Source organism: Alteromonas naphthalenivorans (assembly GCF_000213655.1).
Taxonomy (GTDB): Bacteria; Pseudomonadota; Gammaproteobacteria; order Enterobacterales; family Alteromonadaceae; genus Alteromonas; species Alteromonas naphthalenivorans.
In genome coordinates this window covers 1,739,470-1,757,896 of the sequence record NC_015554.1, presented here as the reverse complement: position 1 = coordinate 1,757,896, position 18,427 = coordinate 1,739,470, and the positions used below count along the sequence as shown (strand labels likewise).

The window sequence follows — 18,427 nt, the reverse complement described above, 5'->3', positions numbered from 1 at the left end:
ACTTATGCAGCGCTTGTGCCGTTCTTTTATTCTAAGCTTGCCAATAGCCTTTACCCGATTTTGCCTACCATACTTAAACAAAAATGAAGTAATTAGTCAGACACCATGGCGCCTTTACCCACACCTTCATACGCCACTACTTGGCAATGATTGTTGGGAGTGCGTTTCTTTTGCTCAACTAACAAGTACTGAGCTAAACATTCCACCGTTGAATCTGTAGTGATCACTTCACAATCGGCCTTAGGAATAAGTAACTCAAAATAGCCTTGTGATGATTCGTAAGCAAACGAGAAATAATCGCTAGGGGTAGCGACTGAACCGGTTATTTTGCGATCTTCATACGCTATTTCATCTTCCGTAGTGGCGATATAGATATCGTCCCAACGGTTCGCCCAATAGGCTTGTTCTTGTTCGCTTATTTTACCATCGAGGTAAATATCAATACGAGAGCGATGACCATGCGCTATACGCTGACAGTTTCCGTCATGCTTTTTTAACCCGTGGGTATAATGATAAAACGGAGACTCTATCACCTCGGTACGCAGCTTTAATGTAATGTTATCAACGTTTTCGGGTAAATGGGTGGCAAGCACCTCTTTTAAATAAACGCTCACCGATTCCATGGTAACTACATCTGAATACAAAAACGCATAAGCTTCTGCTGGGCAGCGAAGCATGATTTCTCGGCTGTCTTCACAAGTAAAGCGCACTTCAACCTGTTCATTCACGTCGTCATGGATAACTGTTGCGCCCGCATATTCTGCTGGCACAAGCAATTTATGATCGACATATTCATCAATCAGTCGCTTAAGGTCTTTTTTAACAATACCAAAATCCTGAACCATACTTTCTTCGTTAAGTTCACCGGTTAGGATTACATCGACAATCCAGCTTTCACCTACCATACCGCGCTTAGGGCAAAGGTAAGAAAAGTCCATTACTGTCAAATCGTTTACAAATAGTTGCATGACACCCTTGTATCGTGTTCGTTTTCTGTTGTTAGTATACGTTTTTTACGTGTTAAACGCAGTGATTAGTCCATAGAAGATTGGCGATTAAGCTGATCTTTTAAATTAGGTGGTATACCACGAATCGTTAAGGTATCGGTGGCAGGGTCGTAAAATACCCGATCGCCCATCAATTTGCGCTCGAAGCTTACCGATACACCGCCGCCCTGCCCCGTAAATTTCGCGAGTTGTTTTAGCGCAGCGGGATCTGGCTGAATTTCTTTTTCAAGCGGTACTTCCATAGACTGAGTAAATGAAGAAAAGTTGCTGCTAGTTTCTTCGTTTGAAGGCAGCCTATTCGCCAACTCATCTACCGATAAGCTTTCGCCTGCGTCTATTTTTTCTTTGAAATACGTTTTCACTTCTTCACGGTGCTGGTGTTGCTCTTGCGGGTCTAACGACTCACTGGCCAAATAGGCATCTACCGATGAAATTAGCTGCTTATTTTGCTGCTTTACATCAACCAGCTCTTCGCAGCCAACGAATTGCATAAAGAAGTCAGAAACCTTACGACCCATACGACCTTTTATAAAGCTGACGTAACGTTGCTGTTCTGGTTGTATATCCCATTGGGTTAAGTCGATGCGAACCGCGAGTTGCATGCGCGCCAAATCTAGATGCTCTCGTGCAGACAGATCCAGTGAATTGGTTACTTCAACGTGAGAGCGCGTATTTAGCAATGCAATCATTAAATATTGGGTAGCCAAGAACTCGTATTGGCAAAAAATAAGAAACCCTGTTTCTACTGTGCCCGTATCTATTAACGTTTTCACTAATCGCTTAGTGGCTGATAACGAAAAGCTATGAAATTCTTCTTCTAAATTGTCGCCGCCCGCTTTTTTCTGCGCTAGGTAGTTTTTTAGACCTTCTGAAAATTCTGCTACGTTATCAGTGTTTTCTTCATTGCTTTGCAAAACAAAGTGACCAACCCCTTTGCCTGGCTTGGCATTAAAGCTGTGGTTAATCTGATGTGCGAGAAGCTCAATTTCTGGCGTTACTGCCAAACAATTGTCACGAGGGATAGCTTCTATTTTATCCTCGTTATTAACGACTAAACGGTGTACAACAAAGTGATGAATCAGTGCACTCATAGCGATTAGGGTGTCCTGTTGCTTAAAAAATGTCAGAAAAACTAACGGAATTGCGGGATTTTAGAATGAATGATTGTTATCACTCAAACAACGATTATAATCATTTTACGAGTAAAACCATTCTTTTTATCAAAGAAATCATGAAAAAGAGGCGTAACAGTGCCCCAGAACAGTCGTTATACCAATGCTGAATTTGAAACCTTAATGAATAAAGTCATTCTAACCCTCGAAGAAAACGATGCGGGGAGAGATTTATCGCTAATGGTATTAGGTAATGTGATTACCCATATTTTACAGACTCAGGTTAGTCCTGACAAACGCGAAGCCATGGCAGATCAGTTTGCTAATGTGCTCAAGAAGAGTGTTCAAGGTTAAGTAGGCTTTTTTATGATTTTAGCCGAATCTCCTCGCCGCCAGCGAGTGACGAAACTAGTTAATTGGGGCCATTGGTTCGCGCTAGCGAATATAATAATAGCCATTGTTATTGCATCAATTTTTGTTTTTTCTTCACCCATGCCAGGCACGGGCGTGGGCACGCTTTATTTACTGACCAATTGGTTGGGCCATATTGGCTTCATGACCTTTTTTGGCTTTGTCATTTTTATTTTGCCTTTATGCTATTTAGCCACCAATCCAAGGGCAATTAAAGCCAGTGCGTCTATTATTGCAGCGGTTGGGCTTGCTTTGTTAGCATTCGATGCGTTGTTATTTAATCGCACCGGTTTTCATATCAGCTTTCACGCTGCCGACTTGCTTAAAACCGAAGCACAAACACAAATAAGTGAGTTCTACTGGCAACAGTGGGCCTATTTATTCATGCTGTTTTTAGTGTGGCTAGGCTTTCAGCTTGTGCTTGCCAATGCTATATGGAAAAGAGTTGAGCGCTTTTCACAGCATAAAATTGGCGTACCGGTAGCCAGCTTTTTCGTGGTGTGCTTTGTCACCAGCCATGCGGTGCATGTATGGGCCGATGCCGAACTGTATCAGCCTATCATCAAGCAAGATAATATGTTCCCGCTGTCGTATCCGGCTACCGCTAAAACGACTATGTCCCGTTATGGATTGCTTGATTTGGCCGCTTATGAAGAGCGTAAACAGCTGCAGTTTAATACTGATATTCATAATATTAACTATCCTGCGGAACCGGTTTATTGCTCTATAGATTCCGGTATGAATATGACAGTGATAGTGCAGATTGATGATGCCCCTATTTCTGGTATCGACACACTTGGGCTTAATGCGTTAGAAAACTATCATTCTACCGCCAGTAGTTTACGAGGGTTGATTACTACCACCTTGTTTGGTGTGCCAGAAATTTATCAAGACTCATTAAGCCAAAAACGCCCTGTGCTGCTTGCCTTGCCAGTTGGCCTAGGAATGCCTGTCTCTACTCATTTTGATGAAAGTTTGCCTGACGATTTGTTTAAAAGTTATCGCCAGCCCCTTTCAAACAATCACAATGGCTTACACATAGCATTTTTACCTGCATCTGTGATTGAGGGCTATGTAACGCAAGATATGCTGCAGTCCAATAAGGTGATGATTGCAACCGGTTACGGCAATGAGAGTTCACAAGGCATGCTGTACAGTAACATGTCGCTAAGTGCTGATATTGCCAGCACTGAAGATCTGGCGCCAACGATTATGAATGCCCTTGGATGCGCAGCTCCTACTACCTTCTACTCTACCGGTCAAAACTTGTTGAACCCTAGTCGTAAATGGCTAGTAAGTACCTCTGGTGAGCGTATTGTGGTGTTCCATAATGGAAAACGTACTGATGTGTTAAGCAACGGCAGTTACGAAATTACTGAGGTTGCTACAGGCAAGCGCAGCAATGCCCCGCTTAATGTTGATTTATTAAGCCAAGCCATCAAACACTTATCTCGGTTTTCTAATCAAAACTAAGATGTTAAAGGCGCCCAATTAGGCGCCTTTTTTGTATCTTTTCAAATTCTTTTTTATTCAACACCCAATGTAAATGCTGATTGAGTACTGCACGGTGTTCTCTTCAATCTAGGTTCCCTCATCATGAACAGTAGTGTTCGCCAGCATGAAGCCAAATGCGACCTATACGCTACTGGGAACAGGTATATCGTTCAAAGAGGTGACTTGTGTGACATTTTCTAATTCAGCATTGGGCGGTGGGGCTTTGCTGGAAACATAATAACAGTGAGACAAATTGACTTCTTGCCCTGCTTGTATATCTCGCCAACTGTCACCAATCATGATACTTAAAGGTAGTGAAATAGAATGGTCTTCTGCGGCCTGTATTAACATGCCTGGATTAGGTTTGCGGCACACACACTGCTTTTTGTATGTCCCAATGCCGTGTTCTGGATGATGAGGACAAAAATACACAGACACTTCACCAATTCCGGCTTGGTAAAAGTCTTGCTGAACCGCGCTCATCAATGCCTTAAAATCATCTTCAGAATACAAGCCTCGTGCAATGCCCGACTGATTGGTAACGATGATAATTTTATAGCCCGCATTTTCAAAACGCGTTATTAGCGAGAATATGCCGTCTACATATTCAAAATCTTCGTACCGGCCCACATAACCATGGTCGACATTTACAATGCCATCACGGTCTAAAAATAAGGCTTTAACAGTGTGTGAACCCATGTTGTGCTATCTCTTCAACTGCATTCAAGCGGTTTCTGGCATTTTTAGCCAAGCTTGAACACGAAAATCAACGGTGACGTGGTTTAGCTTTTCAACAATGACAGCCAATCTATCCGGAGGTAAACGCCAGTAATAAGGCGTCATTTTTATCAACGCGATTTTTTGTTCATCGTTATCGAAATGCAAAGGGTAATTGACGGTTTCATCCAAAGTTTGTTCAAAACCCACCCGCTGTTCTTTTTCTACAGCATGTTTTGCGGGGTTGTCGTATACCAGCGACTTTAACTCGAACAAATGCATGGGTGCAGGGTCCACGGTAAGCAAGAGCCCACCCGCTTTTAACACCCGTGCATACTCTTCACTGCTACCGGGGGCAAAAACTTGAATTACAACATCTTGCGTATTTGATTCAATGGGCAAATCAAAGCTACTGGCCACAACAAACTGCTGCGATTTATACGCTTTCGCTGCTAATTCCACCGCAATTTTCGCAATATCACTACCACTGCCAGAAGTATTAATACCGTGGGCTTCTAAACCGGTTACTAGGGCGTTCAAATAACTCCCTTCCCCGCACCCTGCATCGTAGATTGCAAGCTCTTCTTTCCCATTGATACTGGCATTTTCACGCTTGCGTGTATCGGTGTAATACTGTGCCACTATATCGGTCATGCGTTGCTTTAACGGCCCATAACCATTGAGGTCGTGGAACTCTCTTCGAGCGCGAACCATACTTTTGTCGTCACCAGGTGACTTAGAGTTTTTAAATTGGACGGGAAGAAGGTTAACGTAGCCTGCTTTCGCTTTGTCAAAACTATGGTTATTGCTGCATTGGATGACCGAGGCGCTAATATCGATTGGCCTTCGGCAAAGTGGGCATTGCCACATAAAAAAGAGTCCACTGTAAAACTGTCTAATACTGGCAGCGAGTTTATCAAACTTCGCTGCCGGTGTCGTGACTGCTTCAGCCTTGATACTAGGTTGTGAAAGTGTTTAAGGTAAAGTATGGCTCACAATAAAGCGTGGCTATAAATCAGCCAATGGATGGGTTTCATTGGTCCAGGGTGAGTCAAAGAAGGATGCAACCACCTCTTCTGGCACATCTTCCACTCTCTTGTACTTCCATTTAGGCGATAAATCTTTTTCTATTAGCAATGCACGTACGCCTTCCTGAAACTCTCCGTGTTGACCACAGCGACAAGACATAATAGCTTCCATACGAAAGCAATCAGCCAAAGATAGTTTGGCGCCACGTTTGCACTCTTCAAATACTAAATGCGCCGTTATAGGCGACCCTTTAGCCAATGTAGATTGTGCCCGGCTTAACCACTTATCTTCGCTTACATCTGCTGATAATAAATTATTCACCACATCAGTTACATTATCGGGTTCACACCACTTCTCGATAACGGCTCGGTGAGATTCTACATTTGCTACAAGCTCATTTTCTGGCGTGTTAAGGCCGTTTAAAATAGTGGTAACTTGCCCGTTAAGTGACTCAGATTTATCATCAAGTTTCCACGAGAAGCTTTGCAGTGCATCAAACATGGCGGGCTGTTGATCAGACGCCACTAATACATCAGCTAATTCTACGTAACAGGCGTCTGCCCCATTCATTTGTACACCGGTTAGTCCTAAGAAAAGGCCAGTTTTGCCTGGTAAGCGTGGCAGAAAATAGCTGCCTCCTACATCAGGATATAACCCAATGGTTATTTCAGGCATAGCAAGACGTGACGTTTCGGTGACCACGCGATGGCTTGCACCACATATTAACCCCATTCCACCGCCCATAACGATACCAGAGCCCCACACAATAATGGGTTTGGCGTAATGATGAATTGTATAATCGAGTGTATATTCAGTACGGAAAAAAGAGGCTAGAAAATCAGGAATTTCGCCATTCGATTCAAGCATTGCATTGTACATAGAGACAATATCGCCACCGGCACAAAATGCTTTTTCCCCTGCCGCTTTTAATACGACACAAACAAGATCGCTTCTATTTTCCCATGCTTGAAGTGCGTCTAATAACAAACTCGCCATTTCTAAATCTAACGCATTTAGGGCTTTTGGCTTATTTAGGGTAAGCACGCCAATCGTATGCCCTGACTGTGTTGGGATTTCTTCAACAATCACTACAGATTTTGTATGTTCCACTTTTTACTCCTTGTAGCATCAGCTCTTCTTTTTCATCAAGCCTGTTATCACAGAACGCTATTTTCATCGCTTAGCAAGCGCCTTCCGATGATAACTCGCATAATTTCGTTTGTGCCTTCCAATATTTGATGTACCCGCACATCTCTTACGTGACGCTCTAACGGATACTCTTTGATATAGCCGTATCCACCATGCAACTGTAACGCGTCGTTACACACCTTAAAACCCACATCTGTAGCGAATCGTTTCGCCATTGCGCAATAGGTACTGCTATCGGCATGTTTACTATCAAGTTTACTGGCTGCCATTCTCACCATTTGACGGGCAGCAACCAATTCAGTTGCCATATCTGCTAATTTAAATTGCAACGCTTGGAAAGTAGCAATGGGGTTTCCAAATTGCTCGCGCTCAGTGAGATACTGCCTGGCCACATTAAGCGCTTGTTGCGCCGTTCCTATGGAGCATGTTGCTATATTAATTCTCCCACCATCTACCCCCTGCATAGCCATTTTAAAGCCTTGGCCTTCATCACCTAAACGACACGACGCATCAATCTTTACATTGTCGAAAGTGATCATTCTGGTTGGCTGGGCATTCCAGCCCATTTTCTCTTCCGCTTTGCCATAAATAATACCGTCGGCATCAGCGGGAACTGCAAACGCACTGATCCCTTTTGGGCCGTCACCACCGGTTCTAGCCATTACCACAAGCACGTCGGTACTTCCTGCGCCCGATATAAACACTTTTGCGCCGTTGAGCACATAGCCATTATCTACCGGCGTAGCTTTAGTTTTCAATGAAGCAGCATCTGAGCCAGCACCGGGCTCGGTTAAGCAATAAGAAGCCAGTTTTTCCCCTGATACAAGTACTTCACACCATTGCTTTTTAGTCGCTTCTTGGCCCCAAGTAGCAATCATCCACGTGGCCATGTTGTGAATGGTCAACATGGCAGTGGTGGTAGTGCACCCCATGGAAAGCTGCTCAAAAATAATAGATGCATCAAGGCGCGATAATCCCAGCCCGCCTTCTGATTCGGGGGTATATAAACCACAAAAACCTAGTTCACCCGCTTTTTTAATGGCCTCAACGGGAAAGTGATGGTCTCTGTCCCATTGAGCTGCATGGGGGGCAAATTCCTGCATCGCAAATTGACGGGCGGTTTCTTCAAAGGCGAGTTGATCATCTGAAAGGTCGAAATTCATATTACTTGCCCTTCTGGGTAATAAATTGGTGATGTATTATGCCTGTATCAACTAGAACACAAGCATTGAGTAGTCAGTCGTAAATACAGTATATAACAACTTACCTTCACGTAAACGTAAACATCAAAAATAAATAAAGTTAATGTGAAATAATTGTGAAAAATACAGTTATACATTAATCTAATTTTCAACTCCCCTTGCCTTAAAATAATAAATAAAGACATATAGTTAGAAAGTTAAACTTACGGCTAATGCACTTTACACCCAGCGCTGATAAGCTATGTTTATTAAAACACTACTATACTGACACCTCTTGGATTATCGGATTGCTATTGTTGAAGATAACGCAACTGCGCGCACCACGTTGCGGGGGCACCTCCTGCCCATTGCAAAATTAAACGTGAGCAGTTTTGGTTCAGGTGTAGAACTTAAATCGGCGTTACGTAAGCAGCATTTCGAACTCATCATTATGGACTACCACTTAGGCCAAGGAAGAACAGGAGTGGAATGGGTGCAAAGCCTTAAAGAATCAGGTTTTATTCGCCCTAGCACCGGCCTTATTTTTCTTACCTCCGATCGTTCTCCGCAAACCATCGGCCGCATAATGGATTTGCAACCTGATGCGTTGCTTATAAAACCTTACACGATTGCCTCGTTGTCTCGTCAAATTAAGCACTATTTGAGCTATCGCAAGTATATTGAGCCCGTGTTACGGGAAATGGATAACAAACAACGCCCTTCTGCTATCACACTGTTACGTAAAAAATTGCGAGAAGGCGTACCACCAAGGCTAGCGTCTGATGTAGGTAAACTTTACGCCAAACTCTTGTTTGAAAACGAAGATATTTTACATGCGATGCGTGTATATGATGATGTACTCACGCGTTCAGATAAAGTACTTTGGGCACAGTGGGGCAAAATTAGGTGCCAATATGCGGCGGGACTATGGCCCGATTGCCAAGACGAACTTAGTGGTATGGTAACTTCAACCCTAGCGCGAGACAGCGCGTTTGAATGGCTTGCCTCTCTATCTTTTGAGCAAAAGTCGTATGAGCAAGTAGAGACCTATTTAAGCCAGATAAAGTTCAGCGATCTTAGTTTACCCGCTGCTAGGTTAAAATCTCTCGCGTATCAAAAACAGGACAAGGTGGTAGAGGCTATAGATCTGCTCCAAAAAAAGCGCGCTATGCATCGAAGTGCCAGAGACAGATTTAACGATTTCACCTTCGAATTGGCGGAGTTTTACTTATTGCTAGCAGAAGAAGCGCCTAGTACCAATCGAGAAGAAAGCTTAAGCCAAGCTCGTAAGTTAGTTGGCTTGGCAGGTCGCAGTCAAAGTGATCGCCAAGTATTGCAAAAAAGAGACTACCTACTGGCCTTTTCAGCCATTTTAGAAAGCGAAGATCAAAAAGCCGCTCACTTACTTGAAAGTGACTACATGGATGATTACTTGCGTACCGAGCCTTCGATGCTAGTGATTGCCGCAAAAGTACATCATGGTTTGGGCGAGGAAGGTAAAGCTAGCCAATTACTTGCCCTTGCAAAGCAGAAGAATGCCGAGCTGCAGATCATCTCAGAGCAGGTTGCTAACGACGATCTTATTTTTAGTGGTGGTGAGCGCCTGGGCCTTAATCATGACCAGGCAGTTATGCTAAATGAAACCGGTACACAGTTGTTTATGAACAAACAATACTTGCCGGCAATGAAACATTTCTATGATGCATTGAATTTATCGCCAGAAACGGCAGCATTCGGGCTTAATTTATTGCAGTGCATGATTGAATCAGACACCGCCGTTTATCGCAAATACGGAATTCGCAAACTGCTTCGTGTTATTGCTGATATGGCACTTTCAGATAGTAATCATCATAGGCTCACCCAATTAAACCTAACGGCCCAAGCTAATGCAGAAAAGCTAATAGCCCCTGCTATCAACGAAGACAACAAGCACCATTAAACGTTAGGTATAAACTGACCAAGTGTGCTCATACCGATGGTATGTTATTTCAAACGCATTAGTAGGCTTGATGTATCCCAGCGATGGCCACCCATTTTCTGAACGTCGCCATAATATTGGTCGACCAAGGCCGTTAGCGCTAATGTTGAACCATTTCGACGCGCTTCATCAAGGGCAATAGATAAATCTTTTCGCATCCAATCTACCGCAAAGCCATAATCATAATGGTTTTCGAGCATGGTAGACGCACGATTTTCCATTTGCCAAGATTGTGCAGCGCCTTTACTAATGACATCAATCACCGCTTTACAATCTAATCCTGCTTTTTGACCAAAATGAAGTGCCTCCGCTAGCCCTTGAACAATACCGGCAATGCAAATTTGGTTCATCATTTTTGCTAACTGGCCACTACCACTTTCACCTAGCAATTGACTGTGTCTAGCATAAGCAGAAAAAACAGCTTCAGCACGGTCAAAAGCCTGTTGTTCGCCTCCCACCATAACGGTAAGCAAACCATTTTCAGCACCGGCCTGGCCGCCTGACACTGGTGCATCTAAAAAGTCGATAGACTGCTTTTGACATAGTGAAAACATTTCACGCGCTACTTCTGCCGACGCGGTAGTGTGATCTATCAGTAGTGTACCCGGCCCCATCGTACCTAAGGCTTGGCTGGCAACGTCTTTAACATCGTTGTCGTTACCTACGCACATCAACACTATATCAGCATCTTTTGCGGCTTCTGCTGGGGATAGGGCAAGGGCGCCCTGAAACTCTTTAACCCACTTATCTGACTTCGCTTTTGTGCGATTATAAACAGTAACATCGAAGCCTGATTTTGCTAGATGCCCTGCCATGGGGTAGCCCATCACGCCAAGCCCTAGAAAACTGACTTTTATCGATGCATTATCGATAGGTGAATCTACAGATGAAGACGTTGTAGTTGTATTATTTGACATAGTGTAACTCTCTTCATAACTGATTATACTGAAGCGAAGTGTAACAAACTTTCTGATAACTAAAACAAAACAATAACTAAAATAAAGAGAAGCGCTATGAGCATATATACTCACCAAGTGGTTAGAAACAATGGCGAAGCTATTGCTATGTCAGACTTTAAAGGCAAAGTATTACTTATCGTTAATACCGCCAGTAAATGTGGTTTTACTAATCAATATGAAGGTTTAGAAAAACTCTATAAAGCATATAGTCCGAAGGGCTTCGAAATATTGGCATTTCCTTGCGATCAATTTGGTCACCAGGAACCGGGCTCAGATGATGATATTGCTCAATTTTGTAATATGAACTTTGGTGTTTCTTTTCCATTATTTAAAAAAACTGACGTTAATGGAACGCAAACCCATCCTCTTTACGTTGAATTAAAATCACAAGCACCTGGTTTACTTGGCTCTAAACGCATAAAGTGGAATTTCACTAAGTTTCTTGTCGATGCTAACGGAAACGTGGTTAAGCGTTACGGCCCAACCACGAAGCCGAGTGAAATAAGTAATGATATTGATGGACTCTTGAAAGCCTAAATTATTAACGTTTGATGAAGAGGGAGTGCAGTGTAATGAAAGTCGCGTTTTTTAGTGCCAAGCCTTATGAAGAAACTGTTTTTAAGGCAGCAGCCTTGAGCTTAGAAAAAGCCTTGAGCTCAGAAAAAGCCTTGAGCGTAGAAAAAGCCGAGGGCATTCCCCCTATTTCCTTTACTTATTTCCCTCATCAACTCACCGCTGAGACTGCCTTGCTTTGCCAAGGCTACGATGCAGTCTGTGTTTTCGTCAATGATGAACTTAACGCGAAAACTTTATATATTTTGCATGAGGCTGGCATCAAGCATATTGCCCTACGCTGCGCCGGTTTCAATAATGTTGATATCGCAACAGCCCATGAACTCAATATCAGCGTATCGAGAGTACCTGCCTACAGCCCGGAAACCGTGGCTGAACACACGTTAGCACTCATTCTTACCCTAAATCGCAAGACACATAAAGCCTATAACAGGGTAAAAGAAGGTAACTTTGAATTAAGCGGTTTACTGGGTTTCACTTTACACAACAAAACAGTAGGCGTGATAGGTACAGGGCGTATTGGCCAATCGGTGATCCGAATTTTGAAAGGCTTTGGTTGCAATGTCTTATGCTACGACCCCTACCCTAATGAGCAACTTAAACAAGAAGGCGTAGTTTACACGTCACTTGAATCGCTTTTTAGCCAAAGCCACATTGTTACTCTTCACTGCCCGCTTACTGAGCAAAGCTATCACCTTATCAATGAGTCGAGTATTGCCCTAATGCCCAAAGGCGCCATGCTGATAAACACATCACGTGGCGGATTGATTGATGATAAGTCGGTAATCAATGCGCTAAAAAGTGGGCATTTAGGGTATGTAGGTTTAGATGTTTATGAGCGAGAATCAGAGTTGTTTTTCAGTGACCACTCACAAGATATTATTCAAGACGACGTATTTCAGCGCTTACTCACGTTTCCCAATGTATTGGTAACTGGGCATCAAGGCTTTTTCACCAAAGAGGCTTTGAGTGAGATTGCCACCATTACCCTAGATAACTTACGCTTCTTTGCCGGTGACTCTAGCCTGAACGTTAACAACAATATGGTTCAGCACATAACTTAAGGGGCTTATTTTAAGAGGCTTGGCTTAACGGGTTAAAGCTAATGAGCATAGAATCAAGCACAACGCTTAAAGAAAATAGTAGAAAAGTAGCAATATTTGCTACTTTTCCAACACAAGATGGAAGTACTTTCCTAACCACATAAACGGTTCTGTTTGGTTATAGGTTCGTTCTAGGTTTACCAACCCTTCAAACTGGGTAGTTTGATGTTCTGGGTTCTTCAAGTAATCATGAAAACATCGTATGCCAGTTTTCGCTTTTACCGTAAAACCAATAGACTCACAAAAATCGCTGGCTTGTTTAGCCGGTAACGGATTTTTAGGGTTAAGGCGAACTTGGTTCCTGACTTTCATACCTTGCGCAATGTAATCAAAATTACCGTAAATGGCGTTAGTCATTAAGTTTGCATCACGGTTAAAAAAACTCAGGCTTAATATTGCCCCTTTACGCATGTTGTCATAGAGAAACTGAATAGCTTGGTAGGGCTCATTCAACCATTCCAATACCGCATGGCACACTATAAAATCAAAGTCTTCCATATTTTGAATATCTAACAAATATTGATGTTGAATACTCACGTTTGGAAACGTTTTTAAATTGTCTTTGGCATGAACTAATACATCTTCTGATCCATCAGTTAACAGTACACTATGTCCTAGCGATGCCAAGTGAGCGGCCATCACACCTGTGCCGCCCCCCACTTCTATCACCTTTTTAGGCTGTATGTTGTCTGATACTTCAACAAAAGGCGCTAACGCCTCACAAAGCATAATTTGCCTAAGTTTCCCTTTTGTCGTGCCATAGATGTTATCGGCAAATTTTGCGGCTATACCGTCAAAAATATGATCTGATTTTTCTGTCATGCTGGGTTTGGAATATCAATAAAAGTCACGTCTAGGTTAAACTCGATTTGAATGTGCTCACCTAATGCCTTCACGCCGTAGCGTTCAGTGGCATGATGACCCGCCGCAAAAAAGCTAATACCCATTTCACGCGCCGTATGAATAGTTTGTTCAGACACTTCACCGGTAATAAACGCATCTACCCCTTCCGCAACAGCTTGTTCGATAAAGCCTTGACCGCCGCCTGTACACCAAGCAACGGTTTTAATAGCTTTATTATCATCACCTTCCGCTAATACAGCTCGTCCTAACTTATCAGCTAATAGCTGCTGTAGGTCATGCTGAGACATTGGGCTTTCGAACTCCCCTTGCATAACCACACCCGTAGGTTTTACGCCGCTTAGGGCTCGCACATTGTCAATATTAAGCAGTGTCGCAAGCTGTCGGTTATTCCCAAACTCGGGGTGAACATCTAACGGTAGATGGTATGCGTATAAATTAATATCGTGTTCAAGTAATGCCTGAATGCGCTTTTTCTTCATGCCGGTAATTGCTTGCGACTCGCCTTTCCAAAAATAGCCATGATGCACCACGATGGCATCGGCATTTTCTGCAATGGCGGCATCAATCAAGGCTTGTGAGGCCGTAACCCCTGTTACTACACGTTGAATTTCTGGCTTGCCTTCAACTTGCAGACCATTAGGGCAATAGTCGCTAATCTCATGGGCTCTAAGTGTGCCATCTAGATAGCGTTTAAGTTCAAGGTTACTTACTGACACAAACACTCCGGTTAACTGTTATACAATCAGTTCAACAATCATGTTGAACCTATAGAATTGTTAAGCATTATACTAATTTTGAACGACTACTGCCGTCCTTTCTTTTTACACACGCCAGCTACCATTCCCCGGTCTTATTTAAAATTTCCGTAATGGACTTTGCAATTTCCCAGCGCGGTGTATCACTTGAGTTACTCAGTATAATTATTGCGTTTTTACTGTCTGGATATGTAAGCACTAGCGATTTGTACCCACGAACACTACCTGGATGCCTCGCGACTTTCCCATATTCATTCTCATAAACCTGCCAACCTAGTGCCATGTATATTTCACCCCACGTGGTTTTTACTTGTGGCACTAACATCGCATCGAAGGATTGCTTATCTAAAATGACAGGAGCGTGGTTAAGCGTGAGCGTAAGCCATTGGCTTAAATCGTATACATTAGCAATGAGGCCTTCACTGGGGTTAAAAGCTAAGTCATAGGGTCGCTGCTCAAGCTTGTCTATTAACTTTCCCCTGTAGGTTGGATGCGTTTCAGCGAAATTTTCATTTGAGCCATCATAAAAATGACTTTTTCTGATTTTTGCTGGCTTAAAAATATTGTCATAGATGAAAGCGTCATAGCGCTGACCACTAACTGAGAGAATGATCTCACCCAACAGATTATAATTAGTGTCACTAAACACAAAGCTGTGACTTTCAGATTCTTCGGGGACAGCGCCTCTCACCAATTCTAAATAACGCTTCAGCGATCTACCTTGTTTAACACTCACAGGCCTAATAACGTCCGTTAAGCCTGAAGAATGGGTGAGTAATTGCTTTATAGTAATTTGAGATTTTTCAAGCTGGGGGATGTATAAACCCACTTCGTCATCGAGGCTTAATTTTCTTCGCTCTACTAATTTCATTATGGCTTGCGCGGTGAAAAGTTTAGAAATTGACGCAGCCCTGAATAGCGTTTTATCCGTTGTGGGCTTGGTTAACTTCTCATCTAGGTAGCCGAAACCTTCAATATAACTGACTTTGCCGGCAGTAATGACCTCGACTGCCATTGCGGGAATAGCAGACTCACCTCGAACTTCATCCAAATACTGAGTCAGCTCCTTATGACTGTCTGGTTCGCCAGAAATAGCATTTACTGAAAAAATGAATAGTGTTGAAATAGTAAAGTTACGGCATATATACCCAAACGCGTATTCAGTATTCACAAAGGGTTTCCCTACTCATAGCCAAAATTAAAAATAACTTCGGCTATGCCGTTTTAAAATGAAAGTAGCGGTTGGTTCACGATGAAGGTAGAGGACGTAGTTACCAGAATTTTAATACGTTTGCTGCCAGATAACCTACACCTATACCGAAGCACATCATAGAAATTGTTCTAATGAACTTCAAAACCTTTGAAGCATCGTATATTTGCTTACCTTTGAGCAATGAATCAATTATATGATCCTGCCCCGTAATCGACAAAATAATGGAAGCCACAAAAAAGCCGAGGGAGACATAAAGATCTTTATCTGCTTCTATGGCTTTCAATTGAACAAGAACGACGATTGCACCAATAGCAGCGGAAGATAACCACGCATATTGTTTTAGTAATTCAAAATGTAATTCTGTGGTTAGGGTCTCATTTTTGATTTTATTCTGTTGGGCTGAATCTAGTTCCGGTTTTTCTTCTAATTCCAATGAATCCATTATAAACATCCAATTTTAATGTAGATCTACTCTCATTGATGAGGCTAATAATACTTTTGCAATTTTCTTACAGGAGATGAACCAACAGCATTTCATTAGTTGCGTTCAATTTACCGACTTTGTCTAGTAGGCTCAAACGTATCATATCTTGGCAGCGCAGCATCTAAGTTGTCCCAGTTTGCTTTTGACGTAACAAAGTTGTGAGAGATGGGTCTTTCTGAAATATCTGAATCTACAATACCAAGCCGAATTCTCAGTTTTTCAGGATTAGCTGCATTTGAACTATAAATGGGTGATGCACAGGTCGAGCAAAAATGTCTATTTTTACCCGGTTTAAATTCGTAAGTAGCCAGTTTCTTTTGTGGGTCTATTAGGCGGAATTCGTTAGCATTGATAAAGCCATTGGTGGCATAGGCAGTACCACTATTCTTTCTACAAAGTGAGCAATGACAATGAATGATGTCATCTATCGAGCCTAAAATCTCCACGCTTATTTCGCCGCACAGACAGGTTCCGTAATACATATATACTTCCTTTTACTTAATCCCTATCTAGAATGCATGTTATCCACCCTCGGTAACTTGACACTCTGACCCCATTTTTTAGTTATTTTGTGAAATGTTACCAGCAACACCTTGTGCTACAAACGGTACTAGGTGACTGATCCCCTCTTCAATATTCACATGCTTGTGAAAATCTGACTCAGCGATTTCTGTCAACGCTCGACTTGAAGCCATTGAGAAGACAAAACTACCCATTGCAAAGTGCAAGCGCCAGAAAAGCGCTTCTTCAGGTAGGTCGGGTAAGCACTGTTGAATAGCGTCAACCAAGGCTCTAATTGTCTCGCCATAATCGTTCATAATGAAACGGCGCAAATGACCTTGGGTTTCGTTATACCCTCGGCCCAATAGCTGGACAAAAATGGCTGTGCCCGACGGTCTTAGCACATTGAGTTTCAACATAGGAGGAATAAGTGCATACAACAAGGTAGCAACACCTTCGCTACCGGAAGATACCTTATTGTTGGCAAGGCAGGTATTCACTTCAGGCATCAAAACATCGAAATACCTTTTTAGCACTGCCTGAATAAGGTTCTTCTTACTACCAAAGTGATAATTGACTGACGCTAGATTAACCTCGGCCCGAGTCGTAATCTCGCGCATCGATGTCTGCGTGAACCCTTGCTCTGAAAAGAGCAGTTCAGCAGCATCTAAAATATCAGCTTTAGTTTGCTTCGCCATTTTTTATTTTTCTTTAACCTAAGTCTCATCACGCCCGTTCAATCATGTAAAAACGACTCGGAACGGGGCGAAAAGGTTACGCATAACCACAAAAGAATGCTGTAACCTATTATTTTATATTAATTATTATTAAAACCAGTGCCTTGCTTTGTTCCAAGTCTGCATGACTACCCGTTCTGCAACAGCTGCAACCGACAGCCCTAGTTTTTCTGCCACATTCTTTTTCAACGAGTACTTAACCTTAAATATTTCGCGCTCTGGGAAGTGCGATAAAATGTAATCGTCTGAGGTTGAAAGCGCATCTACCAAACCTAGTTCTTTTGCTTTAACACCAGGCCAATATTCACCCGTTGCCACTTTCTCAATGTTCATATCAGGGCGCTGACTATGAACGAAGTCTTTAAATAACGTGTGAATTTCTTCAATTTCTTCTTTAAATTTTGCACGCCCTTCGTCATTATTTTCGCCAAACACGGTAAGCGTACGTTTGTATTCACCTGCCGTATGTTGCTCAAATTCCACATCGTTCTTCTTCAATAATTTGTTGAAGTTCGGCAATTGCGCTAACACACCAATTGAACCGATATAAGCAAATTGTGATGCTAACAATTTATCTGCCACACAAGCCATCATGTAGCCGCCACTGGCAGCTACTTTGTCTACCGCGATGGTTAATGTTAGGCCTTTTTCTTTGATGCGCTGTAACTGCGAAGCCGCTAGTCCGTAACCATGTACCACACCACCACCACTTTCCAAGCGCACAAGTACTTCATCTTCTTTGTTAGCCACACATAAAATAGCGGTTATCTCTTCACGTAAGTGTTCAACCTCGTTGGCATCCATAGAGCCTTTAAAATCAATCACAAATAACCGAGACTTTTCTTCTTCATCGTTCGCTTTTTTACTTTTGCTTTTGGCCTTATCTTCTTTCTTCTGCTTTTTAGCCAATTGCTTCAATGCTGCTTTGTCGAGCAACACTTGCTTCGCGTAATGAGTAATGTCTTTTAGTTGCTCTGAAAGAGAGATTATTTCTAACTGACCTTTACCCTGTTTCTGCTTACTAGCAACGCCAACGATGGTCGATACCACAATAATAAACGCGATAACCAAGGTAACGGCCTTAGCCACAAATAAACCGTATTCGTACAAAAACTCCAAACCTATCTCCTAGTACAAAATAAAAGGGTCTGTTATCAGAC

Annotated in this window: 19 protein-coding genes; 5 read left to right on the top strand and 14 right to left on the bottom strand. The window is 42.6% G+C overall.

Going from position 1 to position 18,427, the window contains the following annotated elements; translation table 11 throughout:
- Positions 1–92: 92 nt before the first annotated feature.
- Together AMBT_RS07565 and yejK are read right to left on the bottom strand one after the other, a co-directional pair.
- Entirely contained in the window at positions 93–968 is an 876-nt protein-coding gene (locus AMBT_RS07565; protein WP_013784023.1) for a 6-pyruvoyl trahydropterin synthase family protein, read from the bottom strand.
- A gap of 65 nt (positions 969–1,033) precedes the next feature.
- Positions 1,034–2,098, bottom strand: coding sequence for a nucleoid-associated protein YejK (gene yejK, locus AMBT_RS07560; RefSeq protein WP_013784022.1), 1,065 nt, complete (start codon positions 2,096–2,098; stop codon positions 1,034–1,036).
- A gap of 159 nt (positions 2,099–2,257) precedes the next feature.
- Here yejK and AMBT_RS07555 point away from each other — a divergent pair, with 159 nt between their 5' ends.
- The gene (locus tag AMBT_RS07555; protein WP_013784021.1) at positions 2,258–2,473 is read left to right on the top strand and encodes a YejL family protein; all 216 of its coding nucleotides are present in this window, start codon (positions 2,258–2,260) and stop codon (positions 2,471–2,473) included.
- Between the two features lie 12 nt (positions 2,474–2,485).
- On the top strand, positions 2,486–4,003 hold the full coding sequence (locus AMBT_RS07550) for a DUF3413 domain-containing protein (RefSeq protein ID WP_013784020.1): 1,518 nt from the start codon (positions 2,486–2,488) through the stop codon (positions 4,001–4,003).
- 162 nt (positions 4,004–4,165) lie between these two features.
- On the opposite strand, the gene AMBT_RS07545 is transcribed toward AMBT_RS07550, so the two are convergent.
- The 4 genes from AMBT_RS07545 to AMBT_RS07530 all read right to left on the bottom strand — a co-directional run bounded on the left by AMBT_RS07545 (position 4,166) and on the right by AMBT_RS07530 (position 8,082).
- Positions 4,166–4,723, bottom strand: a complete 558-nt coding sequence (locus tag AMBT_RS07545) for a D-glycero-alpha-D-manno-heptose-1,7-bisphosphate 7-phosphatase (protein WP_013784019.1) — start codon at positions 4,721–4,723, stop codon at positions 4,166–4,168.
- A gap of 24 nt (positions 4,724–4,747) precedes the next feature.
- Entirely contained in the window at positions 4,748–5,611 is an 864-nt protein-coding gene (locus tag AMBT_RS07540) for a putative RNA methyltransferase (RefSeq protein WP_013784018.1), read from the bottom strand.
- A 138-nt stretch (positions 5,612–5,749) separates the two neighbouring features.
- Positions 5,750–6,880 (bottom strand): enoyl-CoA hydratase/isomerase family protein, encoded by a 1,131-nt coding sequence (locus tag AMBT_RS07535; protein ID WP_013784017.1) that lies wholly within the window; start codon positions 6,878–6,880, stop codon positions 5,750–5,752.
- A gap of 47 nt (positions 6,881–6,927) precedes the next feature.
- Positions 6,928–8,082, bottom strand: coding sequence for an acyl-CoA dehydrogenase family protein (locus tag AMBT_RS07530; RefSeq protein ID WP_013784016.1), 1,155 nt, complete (start codon positions 8,080–8,082; stop codon positions 6,928–6,930).
- 379 nt (positions 8,083–8,461) lie between these two features.
- Here AMBT_RS07530 and AMBT_RS07525 point away from each other — a divergent pair, with 379 nt between their 5' ends.
- Positions 8,462–10,039 (top strand): response regulator, encoded by a 1,578-nt coding sequence (locus AMBT_RS07525; RefSeq protein ID WP_049791809.1) that lies wholly within the window; start codon positions 8,462–8,464, stop codon positions 10,037–10,039.
- Positions 10,040–10,083: 44 nt separating this feature from the next.
- Here AMBT_RS07525 and AMBT_RS07520 read toward each other — a convergent pair whose 3' ends face one another.
- On the bottom strand, positions 10,084–10,995 hold the full coding sequence (locus AMBT_RS07520; RefSeq protein ID WP_013784014.1) for an NAD(P)-dependent oxidoreductase: 912 nt from the start codon (positions 10,993–10,995) through the stop codon (positions 10,084–10,086).
- Positions 10,996–11,091: 96 nt separating this feature from the next.
- On the opposite strand from AMBT_RS07520, the gene AMBT_RS07515 reads away from it, so the two are divergent.
- Both AMBT_RS07515 and AMBT_RS07510 read left to right on the top strand, forming a co-directional pair.
- Positions 11,092–11,574, top strand: coding sequence for a glutathione peroxidase (locus AMBT_RS07515; protein WP_013784013.1), 483 nt, complete (start codon positions 11,092–11,094; stop codon positions 11,572–11,574).
- Positions 11,575–11,609: 35 nt separating this feature from the next.
- Positions 11,610–12,674 carry a 2-hydroxyacid dehydrogenase gene (locus AMBT_RS07510; protein ID WP_013784012.1) on the top strand — a complete coding sequence of 355 codons (1,065 nt, stop codon included), beginning with the start codon at positions 11,610–11,612 and terminating at the stop codon, positions 12,672–12,674.
- Positions 12,675–12,773: 99 nt separating this feature from the next.
- Here AMBT_RS07510 and AMBT_RS07505 read toward each other — a convergent pair whose 3' ends face one another.
- The 7 genes from AMBT_RS07505 to sohB form a co-directional block, all read right to left on the bottom strand.
- Complete coding sequence (locus AMBT_RS07505; protein ID WP_013784011.1) at positions 12,774–13,535, bottom strand: methyltransferase; 762 nt, start codon at positions 13,533–13,535, stop codon at positions 12,774–12,776.
- A complete protein-coding gene (locus AMBT_RS07500; RefSeq protein ID WP_013784010.1) occupies positions 13,532–14,293 on the bottom strand; it encodes a Nif3-like dinuclear metal center hexameric protein in 762 nt (253 codons plus the stop codon). The genes AMBT_RS07505 and AMBT_RS07500 overlap by 4 nt, the downstream gene beginning before the upstream one ends.
- 118 nt (positions 14,294–14,411) lie before the next feature.
- Positions 14,412–15,503, bottom strand: coding sequence for a serine hydrolase domain-containing protein (locus AMBT_RS07495; protein ID WP_013784009.1), 1,092 nt, complete (start codon positions 15,501–15,503; stop codon positions 14,412–14,414).
- A 100-nt stretch (positions 15,504–15,603) separates the two neighbouring features.
- Complete coding sequence (locus AMBT_RS07490; protein WP_013784008.1) at positions 15,604–15,987, bottom strand: hypothetical protein; 384 nt, start codon at positions 15,985–15,987, stop codon at positions 15,604–15,606.
- 110 nt (positions 15,988–16,097) lie between these two features.
- The gene (locus tag AMBT_RS07485) at positions 16,098–16,511 is read right to left on the bottom strand and encodes a GFA family protein (protein ID WP_013784007.1); all 414 of its coding nucleotides are present in this window, start codon (positions 16,509–16,511) and stop codon (positions 16,098–16,100) included.
- A gap of 78 nt (positions 16,512–16,589) precedes the next feature.
- On the bottom strand, positions 16,590–17,228 hold the full coding sequence (locus tag AMBT_RS07480) for a TetR/AcrR family transcriptional regulator (protein ID WP_013784006.1): 639 nt from the start codon (positions 17,226–17,228) through the stop codon (positions 16,590–16,592).
- A 129-nt stretch (positions 17,229–17,357) separates the two neighbouring features.
- Positions 17,358–18,386 (bottom strand): protease SohB, encoded by a 1,029-nt coding sequence (gene sohB, locus AMBT_RS07475; protein ID WP_013784005.1) that lies wholly within the window; start codon positions 18,384–18,386, stop codon positions 17,358–17,360.
- Positions 18,387–18,427: the final 41 nt, after the last annotated feature.

Excerpts from the sequence above, each read along its gene's own strand:
- AMBT_RS07565 (WP_013784023.1), bottom strand. The coding sequence starts at position 968 with ATGCAACTATTTGTAAACGATTTGACAGTAATGGACTTTTCTTACCTT.
- yejK (WP_013784022.1), bottom strand. The coding sequence starts at position 2,098 with ATGAGTGCACTGATTCATCACTTTGTTGTACACCGTTTAGTCGTTAAT.
- AMBT_RS07550 (WP_013784020.1), top strand. The coding sequence starts at position 2,486 with ATGATTTTAGCCGAATCTCCTCGCCGCCAGCGAGTGACGAAACTAGTT.
- AMBT_RS07545 (WP_013784019.1), bottom strand. The coding sequence starts at position 4,723 with ATGGGTTCACACACTGTTAAAGCCTTATTTTTAGACCGTGATGGCATT.
- AMBT_RS07540 (WP_013784018.1), bottom strand. The coding sequence starts at position 5,611 with ATGTGGCAATGCCCACTTTGCCGAAGGCCAATCGATATTAGCGCCTCG.
- AMBT_RS07530 (WP_013784016.1), bottom strand. The coding sequence starts at position 8,082 with ATGAATTTCGACCTTTCAGATGATCAACTCGCCTTTGAAGAAACCGCC.
- AMBT_RS07520 (WP_013784014.1), bottom strand. The coding sequence starts at position 10,995 with ATGTCAAATAATACAACTACAACGTCTTCATCTGTAGATTCACCTATC.
- AMBT_RS07515 (WP_013784013.1), top strand. The coding sequence starts at position 11,092 with ATGAGCATATATACTCACCAAGTGGTTAGAAACAATGGCGAAGCTATT.
- AMBT_RS07510 (WP_013784012.1), top strand. The coding sequence starts at position 11,610 with ATGAAAGTCGCGTTTTTTAGTGCCAAGCCTTATGAAGAAACTGTTTTT.
- AMBT_RS07505 (WP_013784011.1), bottom strand. The coding sequence starts at position 13,535 with ATGACAGAAAAATCAGATCATATTTTTGACGGTATAGCCGCAAAATTT.
- AMBT_RS07490 (WP_013784008.1), bottom strand. The coding sequence starts at position 15,987 with ATGGATTCATTGGAATTAGAAGAAAAACCGGAACTAGATTCAGCCCAA.
- AMBT_RS07485 (WP_013784007.1), bottom strand. The coding sequence starts at position 16,511 with ATGTATTACGGAACCTGTCTGTGCGGCGAAATAAGCGTGGAGATTTTA.
- AMBT_RS07480 (WP_013784006.1), bottom strand. The coding sequence starts at position 17,228 with ATGGCGAAGCAAACTAAAGCTGATATTTTAGATGCTGCTGAACTGCTC.